Origin of the sequence: Microbacterium sp. LWO12-1.2 (assembly GCF_040675875.1) — a bacterium.
GTDB lineage: Bacteria > Actinomycetota > Actinomycetes > Actinomycetales > Microbacteriaceae > Microbacterium.
Window position 1 is genome coordinate 3,227,594 of the sequence record NZ_JBEGII010000001.1, and the last position, 20,712, is coordinate 3,248,305.

The window sequence follows — 20,712 nt, forward strand, 5'->3', positions numbered from 1 at the left end:
CCCCAGGCTAGCGACGGGTGATCGGGGCCGCTCGGACAACGCGCGTTCCGCGGATGCCGAGGCATCCGTTCATCTCCCGGTTGCCGGTCGGTCAGCCCGCGGTCATCACTCTTCGATGGGCTGAAGGGGCCCCGTGCGGCTGAGCACGGAAACCCCACCCCCACAAAGGACTCACATGACCTCCCCCACCCCTGCGGTGCGGTGGCGGCGTCGCGGACTCACGTCCGTCGCGCTCCTCGCCCTGCTCGGCGGCGCCGTCGTCGCCCCCGCGGCCCTCGCTGCACCCGATCCCGAGGTACCAACGGGTTCGCTGATCTCCGGTGACACGTCCTGGCACTACCTGGACGACGGATCCGACCCGTCGCCCGCGCCCGCGGCCCTGCGCGACTGGACACTGCCGGCCTACGACGACAGCACCTGGAAGACGGCGCCCGGCTCGTTCGGTGCCAAGAAGGGCGCGCTCGGCGCGGTCGGTCCCCAGACCCCGAAGACGCTGCTCAACCACTACCTCGACGGCACCAAGGCCCCCACCGTGCCGACGTACTTCTTCCGCACGACGTTCGAGCTCGAAGCGGGTGTGGCCGAGCAGGTCGCCGCCCTGCAGAGCACCATCACGTACGACGACGCGATCATCGTCTGGATCAACGGCACCGAGGTCGCACGCTACGTGGACGGCCGCATCACCGACACCACGAACGTCGAATACGCCGGCGACTCGAACGGCGACCCGCTCACGAGCTCGTTCAGCGCCGAAGGTGAACTGCTGCACGACGGCACGAACACGATCGCCGTCTCGCTGTTCCAGGACCGCGAGTCCAGCTCCGACATCTACTTCGACATGTCGTCGCTGACGCTGGTCGAAGCGGCCGACCCCGGCACCCCGGTCGTCGCCGCGCCGACCCGCGTCATCCTGACCCCGACCGAGAACCCCGAGATCTCGCAGTCGTTCACCTGGCTCGCCGGTGACGCCTCGCACACGATCGGGCAGGTCGAGATCGCCCTGACGGCCGGCGGCGACACCCGCACGGTCGACGCCTACGACGCGGGCGTCGTGAACGGCAACCCGAACAAGCACTTCTCGGCGACGGTCACGGGCCTCACCCCTGCCACCGAGTACCGCTACCGCGTCGGCCTGCCCGGCAGCTGGAGCGACTGGTACCAGTTCCGCACAGCCGACCCGAAGGCCACGGACTTCCAGTTCATCTACTACGGCGACGCGCAGATCGGTCTCGACACGACCTGGCCGAGCGTCGTGAAGCAGGCCGAGGCGAACGCTCCTCGGTCGATCGGATCCGTGCACGCGGGCGACCTGATCAACTCCTCGAGCAACGAGAACGAGTGGCTGAACTGGTTCAAGGGCATGAAGGACTCCGCGGTCCGCACCAACGTGATGGCGGCGCCCGGCAACCACGAGTACTCCGGCGACAAGCTGCTGACGGCGTGGAAGGCCGCGTTCGAGTACCCGCACAACAACCCGTCCAGCAGCTCGGTCGGCGAACTGGCCGAGCTCGCGAAGGGCGACTCCGAGGTGGCGCAGCAGTACCGCGCGTTCTTCGACCACTGGAGCTCGTTCGCCGCAGAGACCGCGTACTACACCGACTATCAGGACGTGCGCTTCATCACGCTGAACGCGACCCGCGACAAGACGTTCCTCACCCCGGCCGGACTCCCGTCCTGCACCGGAACGGACTGCCCCGCGAACAAGATCGATGTGCTGTGGACCCGCTTCCAGGGCGCCTGGCTCGACCTGCTGCTGCAGAACAGCCCGTCGAAGTGGAACGTCGTCACCTTCCACCAGCCGGTGTTCTCGGCATCCGAGGGTCGCGACGAGCCGGTGCTGCGCGCCGACTGGCTGCCGATCTTCCAGCGCAACGACATCGACCTGGTGCTCATGGGCCACGACCACACCTACGCCCGCGGCTACGTGAACACCGACGCCACCGAGACCCACGGCCTCACCACCGGACCGGTCTACGTCGTGTCGAACTCGGGCGCGAAGCACTACGACCTCGAGACCCCCGAGAAGAACGTCTGGACCAACAACGGCGCCACTCAGGTGCTGCGCGGCCAGGGCGTCACGACCTACCAGGTGATCGACGTGTCGAAGAACCAGCTGGTCTACCGCTCGTACCTCGCCGAGAAGACCGAGAACTCCACGACCGACCTTCCCGTCGGCGCCGTCTACGACACCTTCACGGTGACCAAGTCGGATGCCGGTGAGAAGTGGGTCACCGAGAAGGGCGTCACGCCGCCGGTCACCCCGGAGCCCGAGGTTCCAGCAGAGATCGAGCTGGGCGCGGCATCCGTCGCGGCCGGTGGCACGGTCACGGTGTCAGGGAGCGGCTTCGCGGCCGACGCCGAGCTCCGGTTCGAGCTCCGGTCCGACCCCGTCGACCTGGGCACGGTCACGGCCGGTGCGGACGGCGCCTTCAGCCGCACGCTGACGATCCCCGCGAACACCCCGGCCGGCGTGCACACGCTCGCCGTGATCCGCGCCGACGGCACCGAGGTCACCGCCTCGCTCACCGTGACCGCGGCGTCCACCGGGGGCAACGAGACCCCGGGCGGGAACACCGGAGGCTCGACCGACGGGGACCTCGCCACGACCGGGGCCGACAGCGCGCCGTACGTGATCGGCGCCGTGGTGCTCCTCGCGCTGGGCCTCGGCCTGTTCGCGATGCGCCGTCGCCGCCCGCACGCCGAGGTGGACGCCGAGTAGTCGTCGGCATCCGTCCATGAGGGCGCCGCCGGGGCTTCGGCCGCGGCGGCGCCCTCTGTCGTGATCGTGTTCTCCGACGGATGGAGAGTCGTCAGTCGACGACGAACAGCCGAGCACCCGTCTCCGTGCTCGAGCGATGTGCCTCCATATCGGTGCCGACCTGGTAGCTCTCCCCCGCGTGCAGGGTGAAGGTCCGGCCGTCATCGAGCTCGGTCACGAGGGTGCCTTCCAGCACGAGCAGCACGTGACCACGGGAGCACCAGTGGTCGGCGAGATATCCGGGCGAGTACTCGACCGTGCGGATGCGCGTATCCCCGATCTGTTGCGTTCGCCAGGCCGCCTGTCCCGTGACGCCCGGGTGGATGGTGGGCTCGATGTCCGCCCACGTCGTGGTGGTGAAGGCGTGGCCGAGGAGGTTCATCCGCTCAGTATGGATCATCGGAGAAGCTCGTCTCGGCGATCGCACGCCGTGGATGACGACAGCTCCGACCGGTCCCCGAGCACAACTTCGGATGTCGCGGACGACACACCGTGGTTTCGGCATCCTGCGCGGCGTGTCGTCCGGCATCTCCGAAGTTGTGCACCGGGAGTCGACGCCGGACTGGGATAACCTTCCACCGAGTCCGTCCCGCCGAAGGAGAACCCGTGCCCGCGAACGATGTGATGGCCGACGAAACCGATCGGATCGTCGCTGCGGCCCTGCAGGTGAACGGCCGTGCCTCGTGGGGTGAGATCGGCCGCGTGGTCGATCTGCCCGAGCGCACCGTCGCCCGCCGGGGCCAGCGGCTGCTCGATCGCGGACTGGTACGCGTGTCCACCTACGTGGATCCCGCCCGCGTGCTGCACGCCCGCGCCGTGCTCTTCCGCATCACGACAGAGCCTCACGCCCTCTGGTACGTGGCCCGCACCCTCGCGCGCCGATCCGACGCCTCGTCGGTCTCCGTGCTGGAGGGCAGCAGCGACATCGCCGGGATGCTGCTGCCGCGCGATGACGCCTCGATCCGCGAACTCCTGTTCACCGACTTCCCCGAGCTGGAGGGCATCGCGTCGATCAACGTGACGACGGTGCTGAAGTTCTTCCGCTCGGGTCATGACTGGCGTGCTGGAGTGCTCACAGACGAACAGGCACGCATGCTCGACGAGTCCTCGGGGTCGGAGGTCGACCCCGCCGATGCGCTCAGCGAAGACGAGGAAGCGCTGATCAAGCTGCTGCTGAAGGACGGACGGATGCCGGTGGCCCAGCTCGCGCGTGCTCTCGGCCTGAACGTCACGACCACCCGCCGACGCATGGAGTCGCTGAACCGGCGGGGTCTGATGCACCCGCGCACCGAAGTCGTGCCGAGCCTGTTCGGTCTCGGCCTGGAGGCCCTGGTGTGGCTGCGCGTGCCGATGGATCGGCTCGAGAAGGTGGGCACCGCGCTGGCGGCAGCCCCCGAGGTGAAGTTCATCGCAGCGACCACCGGAACCTCGCAGCTGCTCGCGAACGTGCTCGTGAAGGATGCCGACGAGTTCTACCGTTTCCTCACCGGTCCCGCTGTGGCGGGGCATGACGGCCTGGAGGTCGTCGAGTCGCTCGTGGTCATCACGCCGGTGCTGCGCGGATCGCTCATCGTCGACGAGGCGCCCGAGGCGCTGGCGATCGACATGCCGACGGGGGCGATCCGCCTGTAGGCCGATTCTGTTACGAGCGTGTAAAGAAATGGCGAGATCGTTCGCCAAAGCTTGACCTCATGGCGAAATAGGGCGACTATCTCTCCAGGGCCTTCACCCCTGGAGAGGACGACCGTGTTCACGGCAACTGGAGACGACTGGGCGGATCGCGCTGCGACCCTGCGCCTGCGCACCCGCATGTTCATCGACGGCGCGTGGGAGGCCGGGTCGGCGGAGCCCCTCACCCCGACGAGCCCCCGCGACGGACGGATCCTCCCCGAGATCTCCGCGGCATCGGTCGCCGACGTCGATCGGGCCGTGCGCTCCGCGCGACAGACCTTCGACTCCGGCGTGTGGTCGCGCATCGCGCCCCGCGAGCGCGGCCAGCTGCTCATCGCCTTCGCACAGAAGATCCACGACAACGCCGAAGAGCTCGCCCTCACCATCTCGCTCGAGATGGGCAAGCCCGTACGCGAGGCGCTGCAGACCGAGCTCCGCGCGGTCGTGAACTGCTTCCGCTGGTACGGCGAGGCCGCCGACAAGGTCCTCGACGAGTTGCCCGTCACCGCACCGAACAGCCTGGCGCTCGTCACCCGCGAGCCGGCCGGTGTCGTCGCGGCCGTCGTGCCCTGGAACTTCCCCCTGACGATGACCGCCTGGAAGCTCGCTCCCGCGCTCGCGGTCGGCAACAGCGTCGTGCTCAAGCCCGCCGAGCACACCACGTTCTCGGCACTCCGCCTCGCGGAGCTCGCCCACGAAGCCGGCATCCCCGCCGGTGTGCTCAACGTCACCCCCGGCGCCGGACACATCGCCGGCCGTGCGCTCGGCGAGCACCTCGACGTCGACGTCGTGACCTTCACGGGTTCGCCCGAGGTCGGCCGACGCTTCCTCGGATACTCCGCGGCATCCAACGGCAAGCGCGTCTGGCCCGAGCTCGGCGGCAAGACCGCGAGCCTGGTGCTGCCGGACGCCGACCTGGAGAATGCCGTGCGCGCGACCGCCGACGGCTGCTTCTACAACCAGGGGCAGATGTGCACCGCATCCTCCCGCCTGCTCGTACCGCGTGCGCAGCATGAGCGCGCGCTGGAGATCGCCGCCGACGTGGCGAGGAACAGCCTTCCCGCCGACCCGTTCGATGTCACCACGTCGATGGGCGCGATCGTGAGCGAGAAGCAGCTCGCCGGGATCGCCGGATTCGTGGAGCGGGCCCAGGCCGAAGGCGGCGTGCTCGCCGCCGGCAGCGCGGACCGATTCTCCGCCGTCGACGGCGGCAGCTACTTCGCCCCTGTCGTGCTCGGCGTCACCCCTGCGCACGAGGTCGCCCAGCGCGAGGTCTTCGGCCCCGTGCTCTCCGTCATCGCCTACGACGACGTGGAAGACGCCCTCGCGATCGCCAACGGCACCGAGTTCGGGCTGGCCGCGGCGCTGTGGAGCAACGACCTGAACGCCGTGCACACCCTGTCGCGTCGACTGCGCGCCGGAATCGTGTGGGTCAACTGCTTCGAAGAAGGCGACATGACGATCCCCTTCGGCGGCGTCAAGGGCTCCGGCTTCGGTCGCGACAAGAGCCTGCACGCCATGGAGAAGTTCACCGATCTGAAGACCACCTGGATCGCGCTCTCATGATCCGTCCGTTCGTCGGCATCACCACGTGGCGCCGCTTCATCGACACCGACCTGGGCACGGGGCGTCCTGCCCACAGCCTGGGCACCGAGTACTCCGCGCCGATCGAGGCCGCGGGAGCAGCCGTCGTGCTGCTGCCTCCGACCGCAGGGGTCGACCGGGTGCTCGACCGCCTGGACGGACTCGTGCTCTCCGGCGGCGAAGACGTGCACCCCGCCCGCTACGGTGCCGAGCCGCAGGCGGAGAAGAACTACGACCCGGCCCGCGACGAGTTCGAGATCGCGCTCGCGCTCGGCGCCCGCGAGCGCGGCCTTCCCGTCCTGGCGATCTGCCGCGGGCTGCAGGTGAGCAACATCGCATTCGGCGGTTCGCTCATCGTCGACATCCCCTCGACCGACGACCACCACCCCGTGCGCGGCGCCGACCAGCAGCTCTCCGCCCGGCATTCCGTCTCGTTCGCGACGGACAGCCGACTCGCGGCCCTGTACGGCGTGCGCGAGCGCGTCGTGAACACCATCCACCACCAGTCCGTCGACGTCCCCGCCCCCGGTCTGCGCCCCGTCGCATGGGCCCCGGACGGGATCGTCGAAGCCGTCGAAGCCGACGGCGACTGGCCCTTCTGGGCGGTGCAGTGGCACCCCGAGAAGATGATCGACCCCGTCGAGGCCGCAGAGGAGCTCCCGCTGTTCGCGGCGTTCGTCTCGGCCGCCCGTGAACGAGCAGCGGAACACGCCGCTGTGGAGAAAGGAACACGATGACCAAGCAGGTCTTCCTCGAGTACGAGAACGGCGTCCGCGCCGTCGCCACCCTGTTCGAGGACCTCGCCCCTCGCACGTGCGAGGCCATGTGGGGTGCGCTGGAGAAGCCGGTCACCATGCAGGCGATGCACGCGATGTACGCCGGACCCGAGGTCATGGTCGGCCTCCCCGAAGAGGCACAGAACTTCGACCCCGAGAAGGTGCCGTTCGAGAACCAGCAGGTCGTGCCCGCACCGGGAGATCTGCAGTGGTACTGGCAGCGTCCGATGCAGATGGGCGGCCTGCCGTTCGAGTGGTACGAGATCGGAGTCTTCTACGATCGTGGTGCACGTACTCTCGGCCCGCTCGGATGGACACCCGTCAACATCTGGGGCGGCATCACCGAAGGATTGGCGGAGTTCGCCAAGGAGAGCGCGGCGATCCGCATCGACGGAGCGAAGCAGCTCACCATCGGACGCCTGGTCTAGGCGTCCACTCAGTGCTGGACCCATCCCGAAGGAGCAGTGCATGAATACCCGAAGAATTCTCACGACCGGAGCGCTCGTCGCCGCCGGTGCCCTCGTCCTCGCCAGCTGTGCAGCCGGTGACGACACCGCAGCAAGCGGCGACAAGGAGTTCGCCGGCGAGACCATCGTCGTCACCTCGTTCGGTGGCGACTGGGAGAAGGCCTTCATCGAGGCCGTCGTCGATCCCTTCGAGGAGGAGACCGGTGCCAAGGTCGAGCTGATCACGCTGTACAGCGCCGACGCTCTCGCGCAGGTCACCGCCCAGAAGGCGAGCCCGCAGATCGACGTCGTGCACTTCTCCGGCGGCCAGGAGTTCACCGCGGCCCAGGACGGGCTCATCGCCCCGATCGCGGCCGACGAGCTCTCGGAGTCCGGTGACCTCATCGACCTCGCGACCGCCGGTCTCGAGCGCGGCGAAGGACCCGTCATCCAGCTCGCCCCGATCGGGCTGGTCTACAACACCGAGGCCGATGCCCCCGCGCCGACCTCGTGGCTGGACCTGTTCGACGAGGCCTACGCAGGACACGTCGCGCTCACGGACTTCTCGAACACGTACGGCGTGCTCTCGATGCTCCGCGTCGCCGACGCGCTCGGCGGCGGCATCGAAGACCCGTCCCAGGCGATCGCCGATCTCGGTGCCCTGGCATCGTCCGGTGACGCGATCGTCGTCCCCACCTCGCCAGACCTGCAGACCGCGTTCGCCCAGCGCGCGACGTGGATCGCCCCCTACGCGATGGACTACGCCGGCACGCTGCAGGATGCAGGGCTCCCGGTCGAGTTCATCGTCCCGGAGGAAGGTGCCACGGCATCCCTCATCACCGCGAACGTGGTCGAGGGCCGGGACAACCCGGAGCTCGCCAAGCTCTTCATCGACTTCGAGCTGCGCCCCGAAGCGCAGACCGTCTTCGCGGAGAACATGCGGTACTCGCCGGTGAACACCAAGGTCGAGCTCTCGGGCGAGGCGGCGGATGCGGTGCTGACCGGTGACGAGCTGGACAACGTGGTGGTCTACGCGCCCGGCGACATCGCCGCCGACCGGCAGTCGTGGACCGACGAGTGGAATGCGCTGATCACCAAATGAGCGTCCGAACCCGTAGGGAGCCCTGGCTCCTGCTCCTGCCGGCGATCGTGCTGCTCACGCTCGCCTTCATCACCCCGGTGGCTGGCATGCTCCTCATGAGCGTGCAATCGTCGGCAGGCGGGTTCACCCTCGACAACTTCACCCGGTTGTTCACGAGTGAATATCACCTCCAGGCGGCGCTGCGTTCGCTCCGCCTGGGGGTGATCCAGACGGTGATCACCCTCGCCCTGGCCATCCCGCTGTCCTACGTGATGGCACGCGCCGGATCGAAGGTGCGCTCCTTCCTCCTCATCGTCGTGATCCTGCCACTGATGACCAGCGTCGTCGTCCGCACGTTCGGGTGGGTGGTGCTCATGGGGCCGTCGGGTCTGCTGATGAAGATCCCCGGCGCCGAGTTCCTCGTCAGCGGCACCCAGGGCTTCCTCGGCACCGAGACCGGTGTCGTCATCGCGATGGTGCAGGTGCTCCTCCCGTTCGCGGTGCTGAGCATCCTCGGCGTCATCTCCGGCATCACCCCCCAGCTGGAGGAGGCGTCCCGCACGCTCGGCGCCGGTTTCTGGCGCACGCTCCGGCACGTCGTCCTCCCCCTCGCAGTCCCCGGCATCGTCGCCGGCGCCTCGCTCGTCTTCGTGCTCTCGGTGAGCTCGTTCATCACCCCCCGCTTCATCGGCGGGGCGCAGATCCCCGTGTTCGCCCAGACCATCTACGTCGACGCGACCACCAACCTGGACTGGTCGTTCGCAGCCGCGCAGGCCGTGCTGCTGTTCGCCGGCGTCATGCTCGTGCTCGCAGCGACGTCCCGACTCGGGAAGCAGAAGGTGTGACCATGGTCCGTTCCGTTCCTATCCTCGGCAGGGTCCTCGCCATCGTCCTCGGCGTCGTCGTGACGCTGTACATGCTCGTGCCGCTCATGGTCGTCGCCGGCGCATCGGTGGGTGAGAACCGCTTCCTCACGTTCCCCGGCCAGGGCTTCACGCTCGACTGGTACGTCGAGGCGCTCACCTCCGACACCTACCTCGAGCCGTTCCGACTGAGCCTGCTGGTCGGCATCACGGTCGCGATCGTCGCCGCATCCATCGGCACCGCCGCCGCCCTCGCCCTCACCCGGTTCAAGGTTCCGGGTGGCGCGGCGATCCAGGGGCTGCTGATGTCGCCGCTGACGATCCCCACGATCATCCTCGCGATCGGCGCCCTGTCGATCTCCTCCCTCACGATCGGCGCCCCGAACGTCGGCGTGCTGATCGCCATCCACGTGGTCATCGCGATCCCCTACGTCATGCGCACCGTCACCGGCGTCATGACCAGGGCCGACCACTTCACCGAGGAGGCAGCCCGCACGCTGGGCGCCAGCGCCTGGAACCGCTACCGCCTGGTCGTGCTCCCCATCGCCCGCCCCGGCATCGCCGCCGGAGCGTTCTTCGCCTTCAACATCTCCTTCGACGATGCGGTCATCGCCCTCTTCCTGCGCACCCCGCAGCTCGAGACGCTGCCCATCGCCATCTACGGCCAGCTGGAGTTCAGCACGTCGCCCACCGTGGCGGCCGTCTCGACCCTCATGGTCCTGCTCACCGTCGTCCTCATGATCGTGCTCGAACGCATCATCGGCCTGGGAAGGTTGTTCGTCTGATGACAACACTCACCATCACCTCACTCACCAAGGATTTCAAAGGAACGTCGGTGCTCAAGGGCATCGACCTCTCGATGCAGTCGGGGGAGTTCGTCTCCCTGCTCGGCCCCTCCGGGTGCGGGAAGACGACACTCCTCCGCTGCATCGCGGGGTTGGAGTCGCCCAGCGGCGGCACCATCGAGATCGCGGGACAGGATGTCACCAAGCTCCCGCCCGAGAAGCGCCACCTGGGCATGATGTTCCAGAGCTACGCACTCTTCCCGCACATGAGCGTGGTCGAGAACGTGCGCTTCGGACTGCGCATGTCGGGCGAGAAGTCCAAGACGGAGCAGAGGGAACTCGCCGTTCGGGCGCTCGAGCGGGTGCAGATGGGCCACCTCGCCGATCGGATGCCGGCGCAGCTCTCCGGCGGTCAGCAGCAACGCGTCGCGCTCGCCCGAGCCATCGCCTTCGAGCCCCGTGTGCTGCTGCTCGACGAGCCGCTGTCGAACCTCGATGCCCGTCTGCGTGAAGACATGCAGGTCGAGCTGAAGGAGCTGCACCGCACGCTCGGCCTGACCACGGTGTTCGTCACGCATGACCAGGAGGAGGCGATGAGCCTGTCCGACCGGATCGTGCTCATGAACGCCGGCGTGATCGAGCAGGAGGGCGCACCCTCCGAACTCTACGGCGCACCGCGCACACCCTTCGCGGCCGACTTCATCGGTGCGGCGAACCTGCTTCCCGCAACGCGCTCCGGTGCCGTGGCGACACTCGACGGCACCTCGATCCAGGTGCCGATGACCGGCGCGGGCCCTGACGGCGCAGGTGAGGTCGTGCTGCGCCAGGAGGATCTGCGGCTGTCGCCCGCTGTGGGCGCGGATGCTCCCGTGGGCGTCGAGGTCGTCACCCACGTCTACCGCGGCGCCGACATCGTCTACATCGTCGAGCTCGCCGGTCGCCGGCTGCGCGTGGTGCGTCCTCGTCATGAGACTCCGATTCCCGAGGGCACCGCCGGTCTCGGCTGGCGTGAGGGTGCCGTGCTCTGGATCGCGGCCGCCTGACCCCCTCCCCCGTGCATCCGAAGCCGCGCACGGCCGAGAACCCTGCGAAGCGCGAGCTGCGGTCATAGGATCAGCTCGTGGCCGCTGACGACACCGAACCCTCCCCCGTACCCGACACCTCCCGCCGAGGCTTCCTCAAGATGGGCGGTGCGGCTCTGGCGGGCGCCGTGGTCGGTGGCGCGGGCGGTGCAGCCATCGGCGCGTCGATCGCCGGCGCCCGCGATGGCTTCGCCGACGGCCCCGACCCTTTCGCCGCCCTGACCCCGCGGAGCGAACCAGGGTTCGACCACATCGTCGTGGTGATGGGCGAGAACCGCTCCTTCGACAACCTGCTCGGCTACCTGTACTCGAGCGACAACCTCCCCGATGGCGAGAAGTTCGAGGGTCTGGCCTTCGGGAAGCACAGCAACACGGCATCCGACGGCACAGAAGTCGAGGCGCACGTCTACGTGGGCGATACCGATCGCATCATGAGCCACCCGGACCCGGACCCGGGTGAGGAATACCCGCACGTCAACACGCAGATCTTCGGCACGGTGAATCCGAAGACCAATGCCGACCTGTTCGTCGACCAGATGACAGCCCCCTTCAACGCTCCCACCGGGGGCGAGAAGGCGACGATGTCGGGGTTCCTCGAGGACTACATCATCAACTTCCGCCGTCTTCGCAAGGGCACGGAGCCCACCGTCGAGGAGGCCAAGCACATCATGGGCTCGTTCTCGCCTGAGATGCTGCCGGTGCTGTCGACACTCGCTGCCGAGTTCGCGGTGTTCGACCACTGGTACGCGGCCGTGCCATCGCAGACGTTCTGCAATCGGTCGTTCTTCCATGCCTCGACGTCGCACGGCTTCGTCACGAACAAGGCGGGTGGAGGCTACGACAAGTGGCTCGATGCCCCGGCCGCCCCGACGGTGTTCAACCGGCTCGAAGAGAAGAAGCTGAGCTGGAAGATCTACATCGACAAGCTCCAGCTCGTCTCCTTCACGGGGATGCTTCACGCCCCCGTGCTCGAGAAGTACTGGCGCACCGAGCACTTCGGCACGATGGAGGATTTCTACGCCGACACGAAGAACGGCACGCTCCCCGCCTACGCCTTCATCGAGCCGCGGATGGTCTACGACCACAACGACTTCCACCCGCCGTTCGGTTCACCCAGGGAGAGCGTCGTCGAGGGCGAGGAGGTGTTCGACAGTGCGATCTCGGATGTGCGCGCGGGAGACCTGCTCATCCATGAGATCTACGAGGCTGTGCGCACGAGCGCCTCGCCGAAGGGGTCCAACGCCGTCAACACCCTGCTGCTGATCACTTTCGACGAGCACGGCGGATGCTACGACCACGTGCCGCCGCCCGCCGCGACCAAGCCCACCCCGGATACGAAGGCCGGTGAGATGGGCTTCTCGTTCGACCGGCTCGGCTGTCGTGTCCCGGCGATCGCCGTCTCCGCCTACACGAAGCGCGGCACGATCGTGCACGACGAGATGCACCACGGATCGGTCACCGCGACCCTCTCCCGCCTTCACGGCCTGGAACCGCTCAACGCCCGCGATGCCTCCGCCAACACGCTGTTCAACGTCGTGAACCTGGATCGACCACGGCATCCTGCGGACTGGCCGATCACTAGACCCGCGTACACCCCGCCGAATCCCGAGCAGGTGGTGCCGCAGCCCGATGTGAAGGAGCACCTCAAGCCGCTCACGCCCCCGGCGCGTGGCCTGCTCGGCCTCCTCATGGGGCGCTACGGCAAGCCAGGGGAGCCCGAGCCGGAGACCTACGCCGACGCATACCGCCTGCTGCACGAGCACGGCGATGAGCTGTTCGGTCCTCCCAAAGGCTGAACCTCCTCTCGCAGGGCGACCCGTCTTCCGCGACTCGACGGAGAGTCAGCGGAACGCGAGCACCCTGTCTCCCCAGCCCTCGCGCAGGTCATGATCGAGGTCGGGCACCGCGCGATCCTGCTCGTCGATCACCAGCGTCGATCGCTCGGTGAGGTTGTAGGTCGGCCACGCATCAGCGCCGTCGACGTCGGGCGCAGCACCGCGGGCGAACGCGGTCCAACGGGCGAGCATCCGCCGTGACACGGCCCGCCCGCGTCGGCGTCCTCCGAGCAGGAACGTGGGGTCCTTCGGAGTCGTGTCGAGGTTGCCCCAGACATAGGGAAGCTCGGTCGCATGGGTGGCGCCGATGCCCAGCAGCCGCAGCATGGTGGTGGTGAAATCGAACCGGTAGAGCCACACCGGCGCGACCGCGCTGTGTCCCTCGGCCAGCCAAAGTGTGGGCATTCGGAATCCGATGTCGCGCGCGATGCCGAGCCCGATCGTGCGGTGTCTGGCATCCTCGTAGACCGCCATCACCTGCTCCCTACTCGGCAGCTCATCGCCCTGGTACTCGGATGCCATCGCGTCGAACATCGCGTCGAGCGTCGGGGCGGTGATCGGCATGAGCGGGGACTTCATGTACTTGAACAGCGTCGCTTCGTCCCGGTTCGTGCCGATCATGAGAGGCACCGGCAGGCCACGTCCGTTCTGCAGGGTGGAGAGCGGATGCTCCGGGATGAGCACCCCGTCGACGACGGGTGCGAACGGGAGGACACCGGGCGTCTCACGAGGAACCTCGGCGTAGACGGCCATGCTCGCCTCGACGATCTGCTCGGCGCTGCACACTCGCGCTTCATCGATGCTCGTCACCCCGAGCTCACGGAAGAGCCGCTGCGCGACGATGCGGGCGCGATCGGTTCCGTAGACCGAACTCGCCGGTGAGCTCTGCACGATCGCGCGTGCGAACAGTCCCCGCGCGGAGGGGACGGCGAGCAGCGTCGAGACGATGCCTCCACCGGCCGATTCGCCGAAGACGGTCACGCGTGCGGGATCGCCGCCGAATCCGGCGATGTTCGCCTGCACCCACTCGAGCGCGAGGAGCACATCGCGGATCGCGAGATTGCTGTCCGCGACCTCCCCCTGCTCAGCGAGGCCGGTCAGATCGACGAAGCCCAGTCCCCCGAGGCGGTAGTTCACGGTGACGACGACCACCTCACCGTCCTCGACGATTCGTCGACCGTCGAAGAGCGGTTGGCTCGACGAACCGAACGTGTAGGCACCACCGTGCACCCACACCATGACCGGACGCGCGGCGTCGAGCGCACCGTCCGCGGTCCAGACATTCAGGGACAGGCAGTCCTCGTCCATCACGGCATCGGGACCGAGCGGCACGGCGGGGTTGGGTCGCTGCGGGCACACGGCACCGAACGAGGTCGCATCGGCGACCCCGGCGTGCGCCTCCACGGGGACGGGTGCACGCCACCGCCGCTCGCCGACCGGGGGCTGGGCATACCGGATGCCGCGCCACGAGACGACGCCCTGGTCGCTGCGGCCTGCGTAGGCACCGAGTGCGGACTGTGCGATGCGGGCTTCCTGATCGTCCACGGGGGCTTCTCCTGTCATGCGAGCTGATGGATGAGGTGGGCGCCCTCGACGCCGGCGAGGATCGCGAACAGTACGGCCATGATGACCGCGTTGTGCCGAACCATCTCGGTCTTCAGGCGGGTGAGTCCGCGCGCGATGGTCTGCGAGCCGCTGGCAGCGAGTGCCGTGGGAAGCAGCACGCCGAGCGCGGCGATGACGGCGAACAGCACGCTCAGGAGGATGACCGTCAGCAGCGGAAGGTCGTGGGCGCCGATCAGCGAGCCGGCCTTCAGCTCGATCGGGATGTTCTTGGAGTTCGTCGCCGCCATCAGGGCGCCCAGCCCCGCGGCCTTCATCGGGGTGAGGGAATCGACGGCGGCGAGCCAGGAGGGGGTCTTCGGTTCTGCACCGTCGCGCGGCCTGCTGCGCCAGCTGACCCAGGCGAGCACCAGGAAACCGATCAGGAGCGCTGCGGTCAGCACCAGAACGACCGTGTCGTCTCCGTCGGAGTGCCCGGCGCCGGCGCCGGCCGTCGTCACCGCCGCGATCATCGTGAACACCGCACCGACGGCGGTGGTCGCGCCGGCGAATGCGAGCCCGTTGGCCCGACCTCGGGGGGACAGCAGGATCGCCACGATCGCGACGATCGGCAGCGGACTGATGATGCTGCCCACCGCCAGCGGCAGGAGTTGGCCAAGGTCGCCCACGTGCATGATCCCTCTTCCTCGATGCCGTCGCTGGAACGGTATCTCCCGCCATCCGGGCACGTGGCGGGGGGTTCGGGAATTACGACCCGTGGGGCTGGCTGCGGAATGAGACCGTCAGACGCACGGCCCCCTCGTGCTGCGTCAGGTGCGCGGACTCGGCGCGTGCGCGCAGCGCGCGCAGGCCGATGCCGTCGCTGGAGACGGAGCGGATTCCCCCCGGCGAATCGACGGTGAGCCGCAGACGCCCATCGGATGCCGACAACTCCACCGTGGCAGCCCGCTCGGTGCCGTGTCGCAGGATGTTGGTGAGCGCCTCGGACGTCGCATCGACCACCTGCTGCAGGATCTCCGGATGGCGGTCCGCGATCTCCCACGCGGCTTCATCGGCGCGATAGCGGATGTCGATGACGCGGCTCCAGCCCGCAACGACCGCGCTGAGCGTGGCTGCAGACGTCGTTGCCGGCCGGGGAACGGTGTGGCGAAGTTCTGCGATGACCCGTCGAGTATCGACGAGCGCGGTCTCCCAGATGCTGCTGTGATCCGCTCCGCCGAGCTGCATGGCCGCCACCAGGCAGGTCGATTGCACACGCCCGTGCAGGGCCTGGGCCGCATCGAACAAGCGCTGCTCGGCACGACGGTGTGCATCGTGCTCATCGGCTCTGTAGGCGCGGATCTGCTCGGACAGGATCAACTCCTGCGCACGGAGCTCCGTGTCGAGACCGGTGACGGCGGCGCACATGATGGCGACGACGGCGTACACCACGGGCGCCGTCAGAATCACCCCGCCGCCGACGAACGATGCCGTCGCCATCAGGATCAGCGCCGCGATCACCGCGCTCCCGCCGATGACGACCAGCGCCGACGTGCGCCGCCCGATCACTCTCACGGCCACCCACCGCAGGAGCATCTCAGCGGCACAGCCGATCACCCCGGCGATGACAGCGGCCAGGAGGACGGTCGTGAGTGGGAGCCGGGCGAGTGCGAACGGGGCGAGCAGCACGAGATACAGGGTGATGGGCGTTCCGGTCGCCGCAGGCGCCAGGCGCATCCCGCGAGGGCGCGCCGGCGGCGACGGCGGTCGTTCCTTCTCGAGAGATGCCGCGAGAGCATCCCCCTCCCGGAGTTCGTAGAGGCGACGACTGGCGGAGCGTACGGCGGTCCCGCTGAACGCACGCAGCAGCTCCGCCTGCGCGGATGCCGACAGGGTTCCACCCTGGTGCTCGAGCTCGTCCAGTCGCACCAGCAGCGCCCGCTCCACGTCGGCGAGAACACGATCGACTGCTGCGAACAGTCGACGCCCGTAGGTCCTCTCCGCATTCAGCCATCCCGCGACGATTCCGAGCTCGGCGACCGTCTCCTTTCGACGACGCAGGGAGCCGACGAGAATCGCGATCAGGGTGGTGGCGACGACGACGGCGAAGAGGTTGGTCGTGATCCGGATCGAGATCGGCACGGGAAAGGCGGGCAGTCCGGCCTGCTGGGTGAACCATCCGATGAGGACCGGACGCATCACCCCGATCATCAGGAGCGTCGTGACGACGATGCCGGCACGTGCCCCTCGTGACGAGGTCGCACGCTCGCCCCCTGCTGCGAGGATGCCGGGCAGACCGCACAGCACATGGACGGCGGCGGCGATCGCCACCCCCGCGAGAGGATCCCGACCGGTGGACGCTGCGTCGTGTCCACCCAGGATGGTCAGCGCAAACGGGGCCGTCAGCACCCAGCTCCATGGTGTGAAGAAGGTCCCGCTCGTGAAGACGTCACGCGCTGCGCGCACGCGGCCGAGCCGTGTCATTGCTCCGAGGGACGGCCGAAGAGTCGGCTGTACCGATTCGCCGCGGCGACCCGGGGGTTGATGGCGCTCACATGCGAGACACCGAGCGTGTCGAACACACGGCTGACGCTTCGTTCCACAGCGCGGAGGCTCGCGCCGCTCCGCTCCGCGATCTCCCGGTTCGAGAGCCCGGCAGCGATCAGTGAGAGGACGCGTCGCTGATGCGGCGTCAGCCGGTCGATCAGCTCCTCATCCGCCTCCACGCCGGGCGCGGGCGTGGCGTCCACACGCACGGATGCTTCGATCGCGGCCACCAGTTCGCTCGGGTCGCTGAAGGTGAGCTTGTCCACGGTCACCGCGCCGGTGATCGTGCGGCCGAATCCTGTCGTGGCCGCACGAGTGAAGCTCGTGAGGAATACGACCCCGAGATGCGGGGCGAGCGACCGGGCGATCATGGCGAGCTCGACGCCGTCCGGACGAGAGCCCAGCTCGATGTCGGTCACGAGCACGTCAGGGTCGAAATCCTCGAGAAGGTCCAGAGCATCCCCCGCGCTCGTGACGGACTTCACCACGAAACCGGCACCGACGAGAAGCTCGCCGACCAGCACGCTGACGATCTGCTGATCCTCCACGAACAGCACTCGTCGAGTCCACTTCTCCGGCACGTTCACAGCGTAGGGGACGTGGCGACCGCACCCGCCGGGGATGCTGCAGGTTTGCCGCGCGCGTCAGTCGCGCTTCGAGCGGCGACGGGACACGATCAGCAACGTCGCGCCGAGGATCAGCACGACAGCGCCACCGGCGGCCCAGGCGAACGTCTCCGGGCCGAGGCCCGTACCGGCGAGCGGGTCCTGCCCGCCCCCGGCGCCCGGCCTCGGTGTGACGGTCGGAGTCGGGGTCGGGGTGACCACGACCGCCGAGAGTGTGAAGTCCTGATCCGCGATCGCCTCACCCACAGCAGTGATCACCACTGTGCGTGTCGCCGCGCCGACGACCGTGGTCCCCGCGGGCGCGACCACGGTGAGCGTGTAGGTGCCGGGGGGCAGGGCTCCGAGTCCGTAGGAGCCGTCGGCGTCCGTCGTCAGCTGCTGGGTGCCGCCGGGACCGGAGACCTCCACCACGACACCGCTGACCGGTCCTCCTCCGGCGTCGCGCACCACGCCGTCGAAGGACCCGAGACGGGCGAGCGCGAAGTCCACGTCTTCCACGTCATCCGCTCCGACCTGCTCGGCTCGCGTCACGGGTCCGGCGGCGACGTATCCGCCGGGGGTCGTGATCGTGATCTCGTAGTCGCCGGACACCAGGCGCGGGAACGTGTAGTCGCCGTTCGCGTTCGTCACGGTGCTCAGGGTGCCCCCGGGGCCGCTCGCCGTGACGGTGACACCGGCGACACCGGAGCCGTTCGACGAGACGGTGCCGCTCAGCGTCGGGTTCTCGGTCACCTCGAAGTCGATGTCCGGAATCGGTTCCTCACTGCCCTCCGGCACCGTGAACGGGAGCGGCGAGCCCGTGATCGTGTACCCGGGCGGCGCGGTGATCTCCGCCGTGTGCTCTCCCACGGGAATCGAGTCGAACAGGTAACGCCCGTCGGCGTCTGTGGTGGTGGTCTGCCCGTCGATCGTCACGGTGACTCCGGGGACGGGGTTTCCACCGTCATCCGTCACCTGACCCGACACCGCGACCGGAACGATGTCGCGCACGGTGAAGTCGGCGACGGCATCCGCATCGGTCAGGTCAGCAGGCTGGGTCGTGGCTCCGGTCGAGATCTTGCCCGCGGGCGGCGTCACCCGCACGGTGTAGCCATCGGTGGCCACGAATCCGGGGAACGAGTAGGTGCCGTCGGCCGCCGTCGTGGTCGTGCCGACGACGGTGCCGTTCGCGTCGGTGAGGCTCAGCGCGACCCCGGTCAGAGGCCCCTCGACGATGTCGGTGACGGTGCCGGTGATGTCGCGGGCGAGAGACGCGAACCACGTCTGGTACACCGGGAATCCGGCGCGGCGGGTGAAGATGAGGCTCAGTGAGGTGATCGGGACATTCGGCTCGAACCACGCGGCGGAACCACTGGTGTCGGCCGCGGCCGCGTTTCCGGTGAGCGTGAGCGTCACGGGGTTCCACGTGGGGATGTCATCGGCGGAGCCGGTGCAGGATGGTTTGCCCGCGACGCCCGGCGCGCAGTAGTTGAAACCGCCCTGGAAGCCCAGCTGGGCCGCCGTCAGCGCCTGCCCGTCTGCCCCGACCGCGCTGATGCGCACAGCGTCGGCATCGATGTCGCCCAGCACGAACGCCCAGCCCGACGCGGGAGTCGGGGCGGCGAACGAGTACGTGGTCGTCGACGGGCTCGTCGCGTTGTCGGCCTTCGGGCGGAGGTTCAGGTACGGCTGGTCGAGGCTCGAGCCGTACTTCGCGCCGACCGGTGTGCCTTGCGACAGCCAGACGGATGCCCCCGAGATGATGCCGACCTGCCCGGCGCGCGAGTCGCTCGTGACGGCGGCCGTGACGGCGGGTTTCGCGGCGATGGCGACCGAGGTCGTGAACGCACCGCCCCCTCCGGTCAACGGTTGCCAGGTGGCCCAGGTCGACGTGGTGGCCGCCGATGCGGGCACGGCGAGGACGACGGCCGTGAGCAGCGCCACGACTCCGATGACAAGGCCTCTCCCCCGCGCGCGCATGCGGACAGGCTACCCCGATATATCGGAATGACACAGGATCGATTCCAGGCGGATGCGTCGGCATCCGCCCGGAGACGCGTTCCCCGCGGTCAGACCGGATCGCCCTGGACCGGACCTTCCGTGTTGGGCTTCCACCCGAGCGCCGGCGCCACGTGCTCGGCGAAAGCCTGCAGCACGTGCAGGTTGTAGTCGACACCGAGCTGGTTCGGGATCGTGAGCATCAGGGTGTCCGCGGCCATCACGGCCTCGTCGTTCTTCAACTGCTCGATCAGCACGTCGGGCTCTGCCGCATAGGTCTTGCCGAACGTGGAACGGAAGCCGTCGATGACACCGATCTGGTCTCCGTTCTCCTCGCTGCGCAGACCGAAGTACGCCCGGTCCATGTCGGAGATCAGCGGGAAGACGCTCCGGCTGACCGAGACGCGCGGGGTGCCGGTGTGACCGGCTTCCTTGTACGCGGAGCGGAAGAGCTCGATCTGCTCGCGCTGCAGTTCGTGGAACGGCTGCCCCGTCGCCTCGGTGACCAGCGTGGAGCTCATCATGTTGAGTCCCTTGCGGCCGGTCTCCTCGGCCGTGGCGCGGGACCCGGAACCCCACCAGATGTGGTCGCGGAGGGTCGGCGACTGCGGCTCGATCGCGAGATAGTGCCCGGCCCCGACCATCCGGGGGTCGCCCTGGGCGAGGCGTTCACCATCGATCGCGCGTAGGAAGATGTCGAACTTCTCACGTGCGAGCACGCTGCCGCGCTCAGGGTCCTCCTCATCGCGGAAGCCGAAGGCCTCGTAGCCGCGCAGAGCGGTCTCGGGTGACCCACGGCTCACGCCGAGAGCGATGCGCCCATCGGCGATCAGGTCGAGCGCTGCGGCCTCTTCCGCGAACTGCAGCGGGTTCTCGTAGCGCATGTCGATCACGCCGGTGCCGACCTCGATGCGCTTCGTGCGCGCGGCCATCGCCGCGAGCAACGGCATCGGAGACGCCGCCTGGCGCGCCCAGTGGTGCACCCGCACCGCTGCGCCGTTGACGCCGATCTCGTCAGCGCCCTCGGCGATCGCGATCGTCTGCTTCAGCATGTCGCCCGCGGTGCGGGTCGCCGAGCCTGGTACGTCGGCGTAGTGCCCGAAAGAGAGGAATCCGAAAGCCTTCATGATCTATTCGAA

The 20,712-nt window shown here is 68.5% G+C and carries 17 protein-coding genes; 10 read left to right on the forward strand and 7 right to left on the reverse strand.

From position 1 onward, the window contains the following. Positions 1-175: 175 nt before the first annotated feature. Positions 176-2,719: a metallophosphoesterase family protein gene (locus MRBLWO12_RS15460; protein ID WP_363557024.1), complete on the forward strand. Its 2,544-nt coding sequence runs from the start codon at positions 176-178 to the stop codon at positions 2,717-2,719. Between the two features lie 91 nt (positions 2,720-2,810). On the opposite strand, the gene MRBLWO12_RS15465 is transcribed toward MRBLWO12_RS15460, so the two are convergent. Next, entirely contained in the window at positions 2,811-3,140 is a 330-nt protein-coding gene (locus MRBLWO12_RS15465) for a DHCW motif cupin fold protein (RefSeq protein ID WP_363557026.1), read from the reverse strand. 224 nt (positions 3,141-3,364) lie between these two features. Between MRBLWO12_RS15465 and MRBLWO12_RS15470 the strand changes: the two genes are divergently transcribed. The 9 genes from MRBLWO12_RS15470 (at position 3,365) to MRBLWO12_RS15510 (ending at position 12,842) form a co-directional block, all read left to right on the forward strand. Next, positions 3,365-4,390 carry an Lrp/AsnC family transcriptional regulator gene (locus MRBLWO12_RS15470; protein WP_363557028.1) on the forward strand — a complete coding sequence of 342 codons (1,026 nt, stop codon included), beginning with the start codon at positions 3,365-3,367 and terminating at the stop codon, positions 4,388-4,390. Between the two features lie 114 nt (positions 4,391-4,504). Then, a complete protein-coding gene (locus tag MRBLWO12_RS15475) occupies positions 4,505-5,995 on the forward strand; it encodes an aldehyde dehydrogenase family protein (protein ID WP_363557030.1) in 1,491 nt (496 codons plus the stop codon). Further along, positions 5,992-6,750 carry a gamma-glutamyl-gamma-aminobutyrate hydrolase family protein gene (locus MRBLWO12_RS15480; protein ID WP_363557032.1) on the forward strand — a complete coding sequence of 253 codons (759 nt, stop codon included), beginning with the start codon at positions 5,992-5,994 and terminating at the stop codon, positions 6,748-6,750. Before MRBLWO12_RS15475 ends, MRBLWO12_RS15480 begins: the two co-directional genes overlap by 4 nt. Then, complete coding sequence (locus MRBLWO12_RS15485) at positions 6,747-7,217, forward strand: DUF3830 family protein (protein WP_017829890.1); 471 nt, start codon at positions 6,747-6,749, stop codon at positions 7,215-7,217. Before MRBLWO12_RS15480 ends, MRBLWO12_RS15485 begins: the two co-directional genes overlap by 4 nt. Positions 7,218-7,257: 40 nt before the next feature. Further along, on the forward strand, positions 7,258-8,337 hold the full coding sequence (locus tag MRBLWO12_RS15490; protein WP_363557034.1) for an extracellular solute-binding protein: 1,080 nt from the start codon (positions 7,258-7,260) through the stop codon (positions 8,335-8,337). Beyond that, positions 8,334-9,161 carry an ABC transporter permease gene (locus tag MRBLWO12_RS15495; RefSeq protein WP_363557036.1) on the forward strand — a complete coding sequence of 276 codons (828 nt, stop codon included), beginning with the start codon at positions 8,334-8,336 and terminating at the stop codon, positions 9,159-9,161. Before MRBLWO12_RS15490 ends, MRBLWO12_RS15495 begins: the two co-directional genes overlap by 4 nt. A gap of 2 nt (positions 9,162-9,163) precedes the next feature. Then, positions 9,164-9,964: an ABC transporter permease gene (locus tag MRBLWO12_RS15500; protein WP_031205837.1), complete on the forward strand. Its 801-nt coding sequence runs from the start codon at positions 9,164-9,166 to the stop codon at positions 9,962-9,964. Then, complete coding sequence (locus tag MRBLWO12_RS15505) at positions 9,964-11,007, forward strand: ABC transporter ATP-binding protein (protein ID WP_363557038.1); 1,044 nt, start codon at positions 9,964-9,966, stop codon at positions 11,005-11,007. The genes MRBLWO12_RS15500 and MRBLWO12_RS15505 overlap by 1 nt, the downstream gene beginning before the upstream one ends. Before the next feature lie 77 nt (positions 11,008-11,084). Further along, complete coding sequence (locus MRBLWO12_RS15510; protein ID WP_363557040.1) at positions 11,085-12,842, forward strand: alkaline phosphatase family protein; 1,758 nt, start codon at positions 11,085-11,087, stop codon at positions 12,840-12,842. A gap of 45 nt (positions 12,843-12,887) precedes the next feature. Here MRBLWO12_RS15510 and MRBLWO12_RS15515 read toward each other — a convergent pair whose 3' ends face one another. From MRBLWO12_RS15515 to MRBLWO12_RS15540, 6 genes are all read right to left on the reverse strand, one after another. Next, positions 12,888-14,426: a carboxylesterase/lipase family protein gene (locus tag MRBLWO12_RS15515; RefSeq protein ID WP_363557042.1), complete on the reverse strand. Its 1,539-nt coding sequence runs from the start codon at positions 14,424-14,426 to the stop codon at positions 12,888-12,890. Between the two features lie 14 nt (positions 14,427-14,440). Then, positions 14,441-15,118, reverse strand: a complete 678-nt coding sequence (locus MRBLWO12_RS15520) for a GAP family protein (protein ID WP_363557044.1) — start codon at positions 15,116-15,118, stop codon at positions 14,441-14,443. Positions 15,119-15,191: 73 nt separating this feature from the next. Further along, positions 15,192-16,907: a hypothetical protein gene (locus MRBLWO12_RS15525; protein WP_363557046.1), complete on the reverse strand. Its 1,716-nt coding sequence runs from the start codon at positions 16,905-16,907 to the stop codon at positions 15,192-15,194. After that, a complete protein-coding gene (locus MRBLWO12_RS15530; protein ID WP_363557048.1) occupies positions 16,904-17,551 on the reverse strand; it encodes a response regulator transcription factor in 648 nt (215 codons plus the stop codon). Before MRBLWO12_RS15530 ends, MRBLWO12_RS15525 begins: the two co-directional genes overlap by 4 nt. 63 nt (positions 17,552-17,614) lie before the next feature. Then, the gene (locus tag MRBLWO12_RS15535) at positions 17,615-19,555 is read right to left on the reverse strand and encodes an MSCRAMM family protein (protein WP_363557050.1); all 1,941 of its coding nucleotides are present in this window, start codon (positions 19,553-19,555) and stop codon (positions 17,615-17,617) included. A gap of 89 nt (positions 19,556-19,644) precedes the next feature. Further along, positions 19,645-20,700, reverse strand: a complete 1,056-nt coding sequence (locus MRBLWO12_RS15540) for an LLM class flavin-dependent oxidoreductase (protein WP_363557052.1) — start codon at positions 20,698-20,700, stop codon at positions 19,645-19,647. Positions 20,701-20,712 lie beyond the last annotated feature (12 nt).

Bases quoted from the DNA above. Each gene is read 5' to 3' on its own strand.
- MRBLWO12_RS15460 (WP_363557024.1), top strand. From the start codon at position 176: ATGACCTCCCCCACCCCTGCGGTGCGGTGGCGGCGTCGCGGACTCACG.
- MRBLWO12_RS15465 (WP_363557026.1), bottom strand. From the start codon at position 3,140: ATGAACCTCCTCGGCCACGCCTTCACCACCACGACGTGGGCGGACATC.
- MRBLWO12_RS15480 (WP_363557032.1), top strand. From the start codon at position 5,992: ATGATCCGTCCGTTCGTCGGCATCACCACGTGGCGCCGCTTCATCGAC.
- MRBLWO12_RS15485 (WP_017829890.1), top strand. From the start codon at position 6,747: ATGACCAAGCAGGTCTTCCTCGAGTACGAGAACGGCGTCCGCGCCGTC.
- MRBLWO12_RS15490 (WP_363557034.1), top strand. From the start codon at position 7,258: ATGAATACCCGAAGAATTCTCACGACCGGAGCGCTCGTCGCCGCCGGT.
- MRBLWO12_RS15495 (WP_363557036.1), top strand. From the start codon at position 8,334: ATGAGCGTCCGAACCCGTAGGGAGCCCTGGCTCCTGCTCCTGCCGGCG.
- MRBLWO12_RS15500 (WP_031205837.1), top strand. From the start codon at position 9,164: ATGGTCCGTTCCGTTCCTATCCTCGGCAGGGTCCTCGCCATCGTCCTC.
- MRBLWO12_RS15505 (WP_363557038.1), top strand. From the start codon at position 9,964: ATGACAACACTCACCATCACCTCACTCACCAAGGATTTCAAAGGAACG.
- MRBLWO12_RS15520 (WP_363557044.1), bottom strand. From the start codon at position 15,118: ATGCACGTGGGCGACCTTGGCCAACTCCTGCCGCTGGCGGTGGGCAGC.
- MRBLWO12_RS15525 (WP_363557046.1), bottom strand. From the start codon at position 16,907: ATGACACGGCTCGGCCGCGTGCGCGCAGCGCGTGACGTCTTCACGAGC.
- MRBLWO12_RS15535 (WP_363557050.1), bottom strand. From the start codon at position 19,555: ATGCGCGCGCGGGGGAGAGGCCTTGTCATCGGAGTCGTGGCGCTGCTC.
- MRBLWO12_RS15540 (WP_363557052.1), bottom strand. From the start codon at position 20,700: ATGAAGGCTTTCGGATTCCTCTCTTTCGGGCACTACGCCGACGTACCA.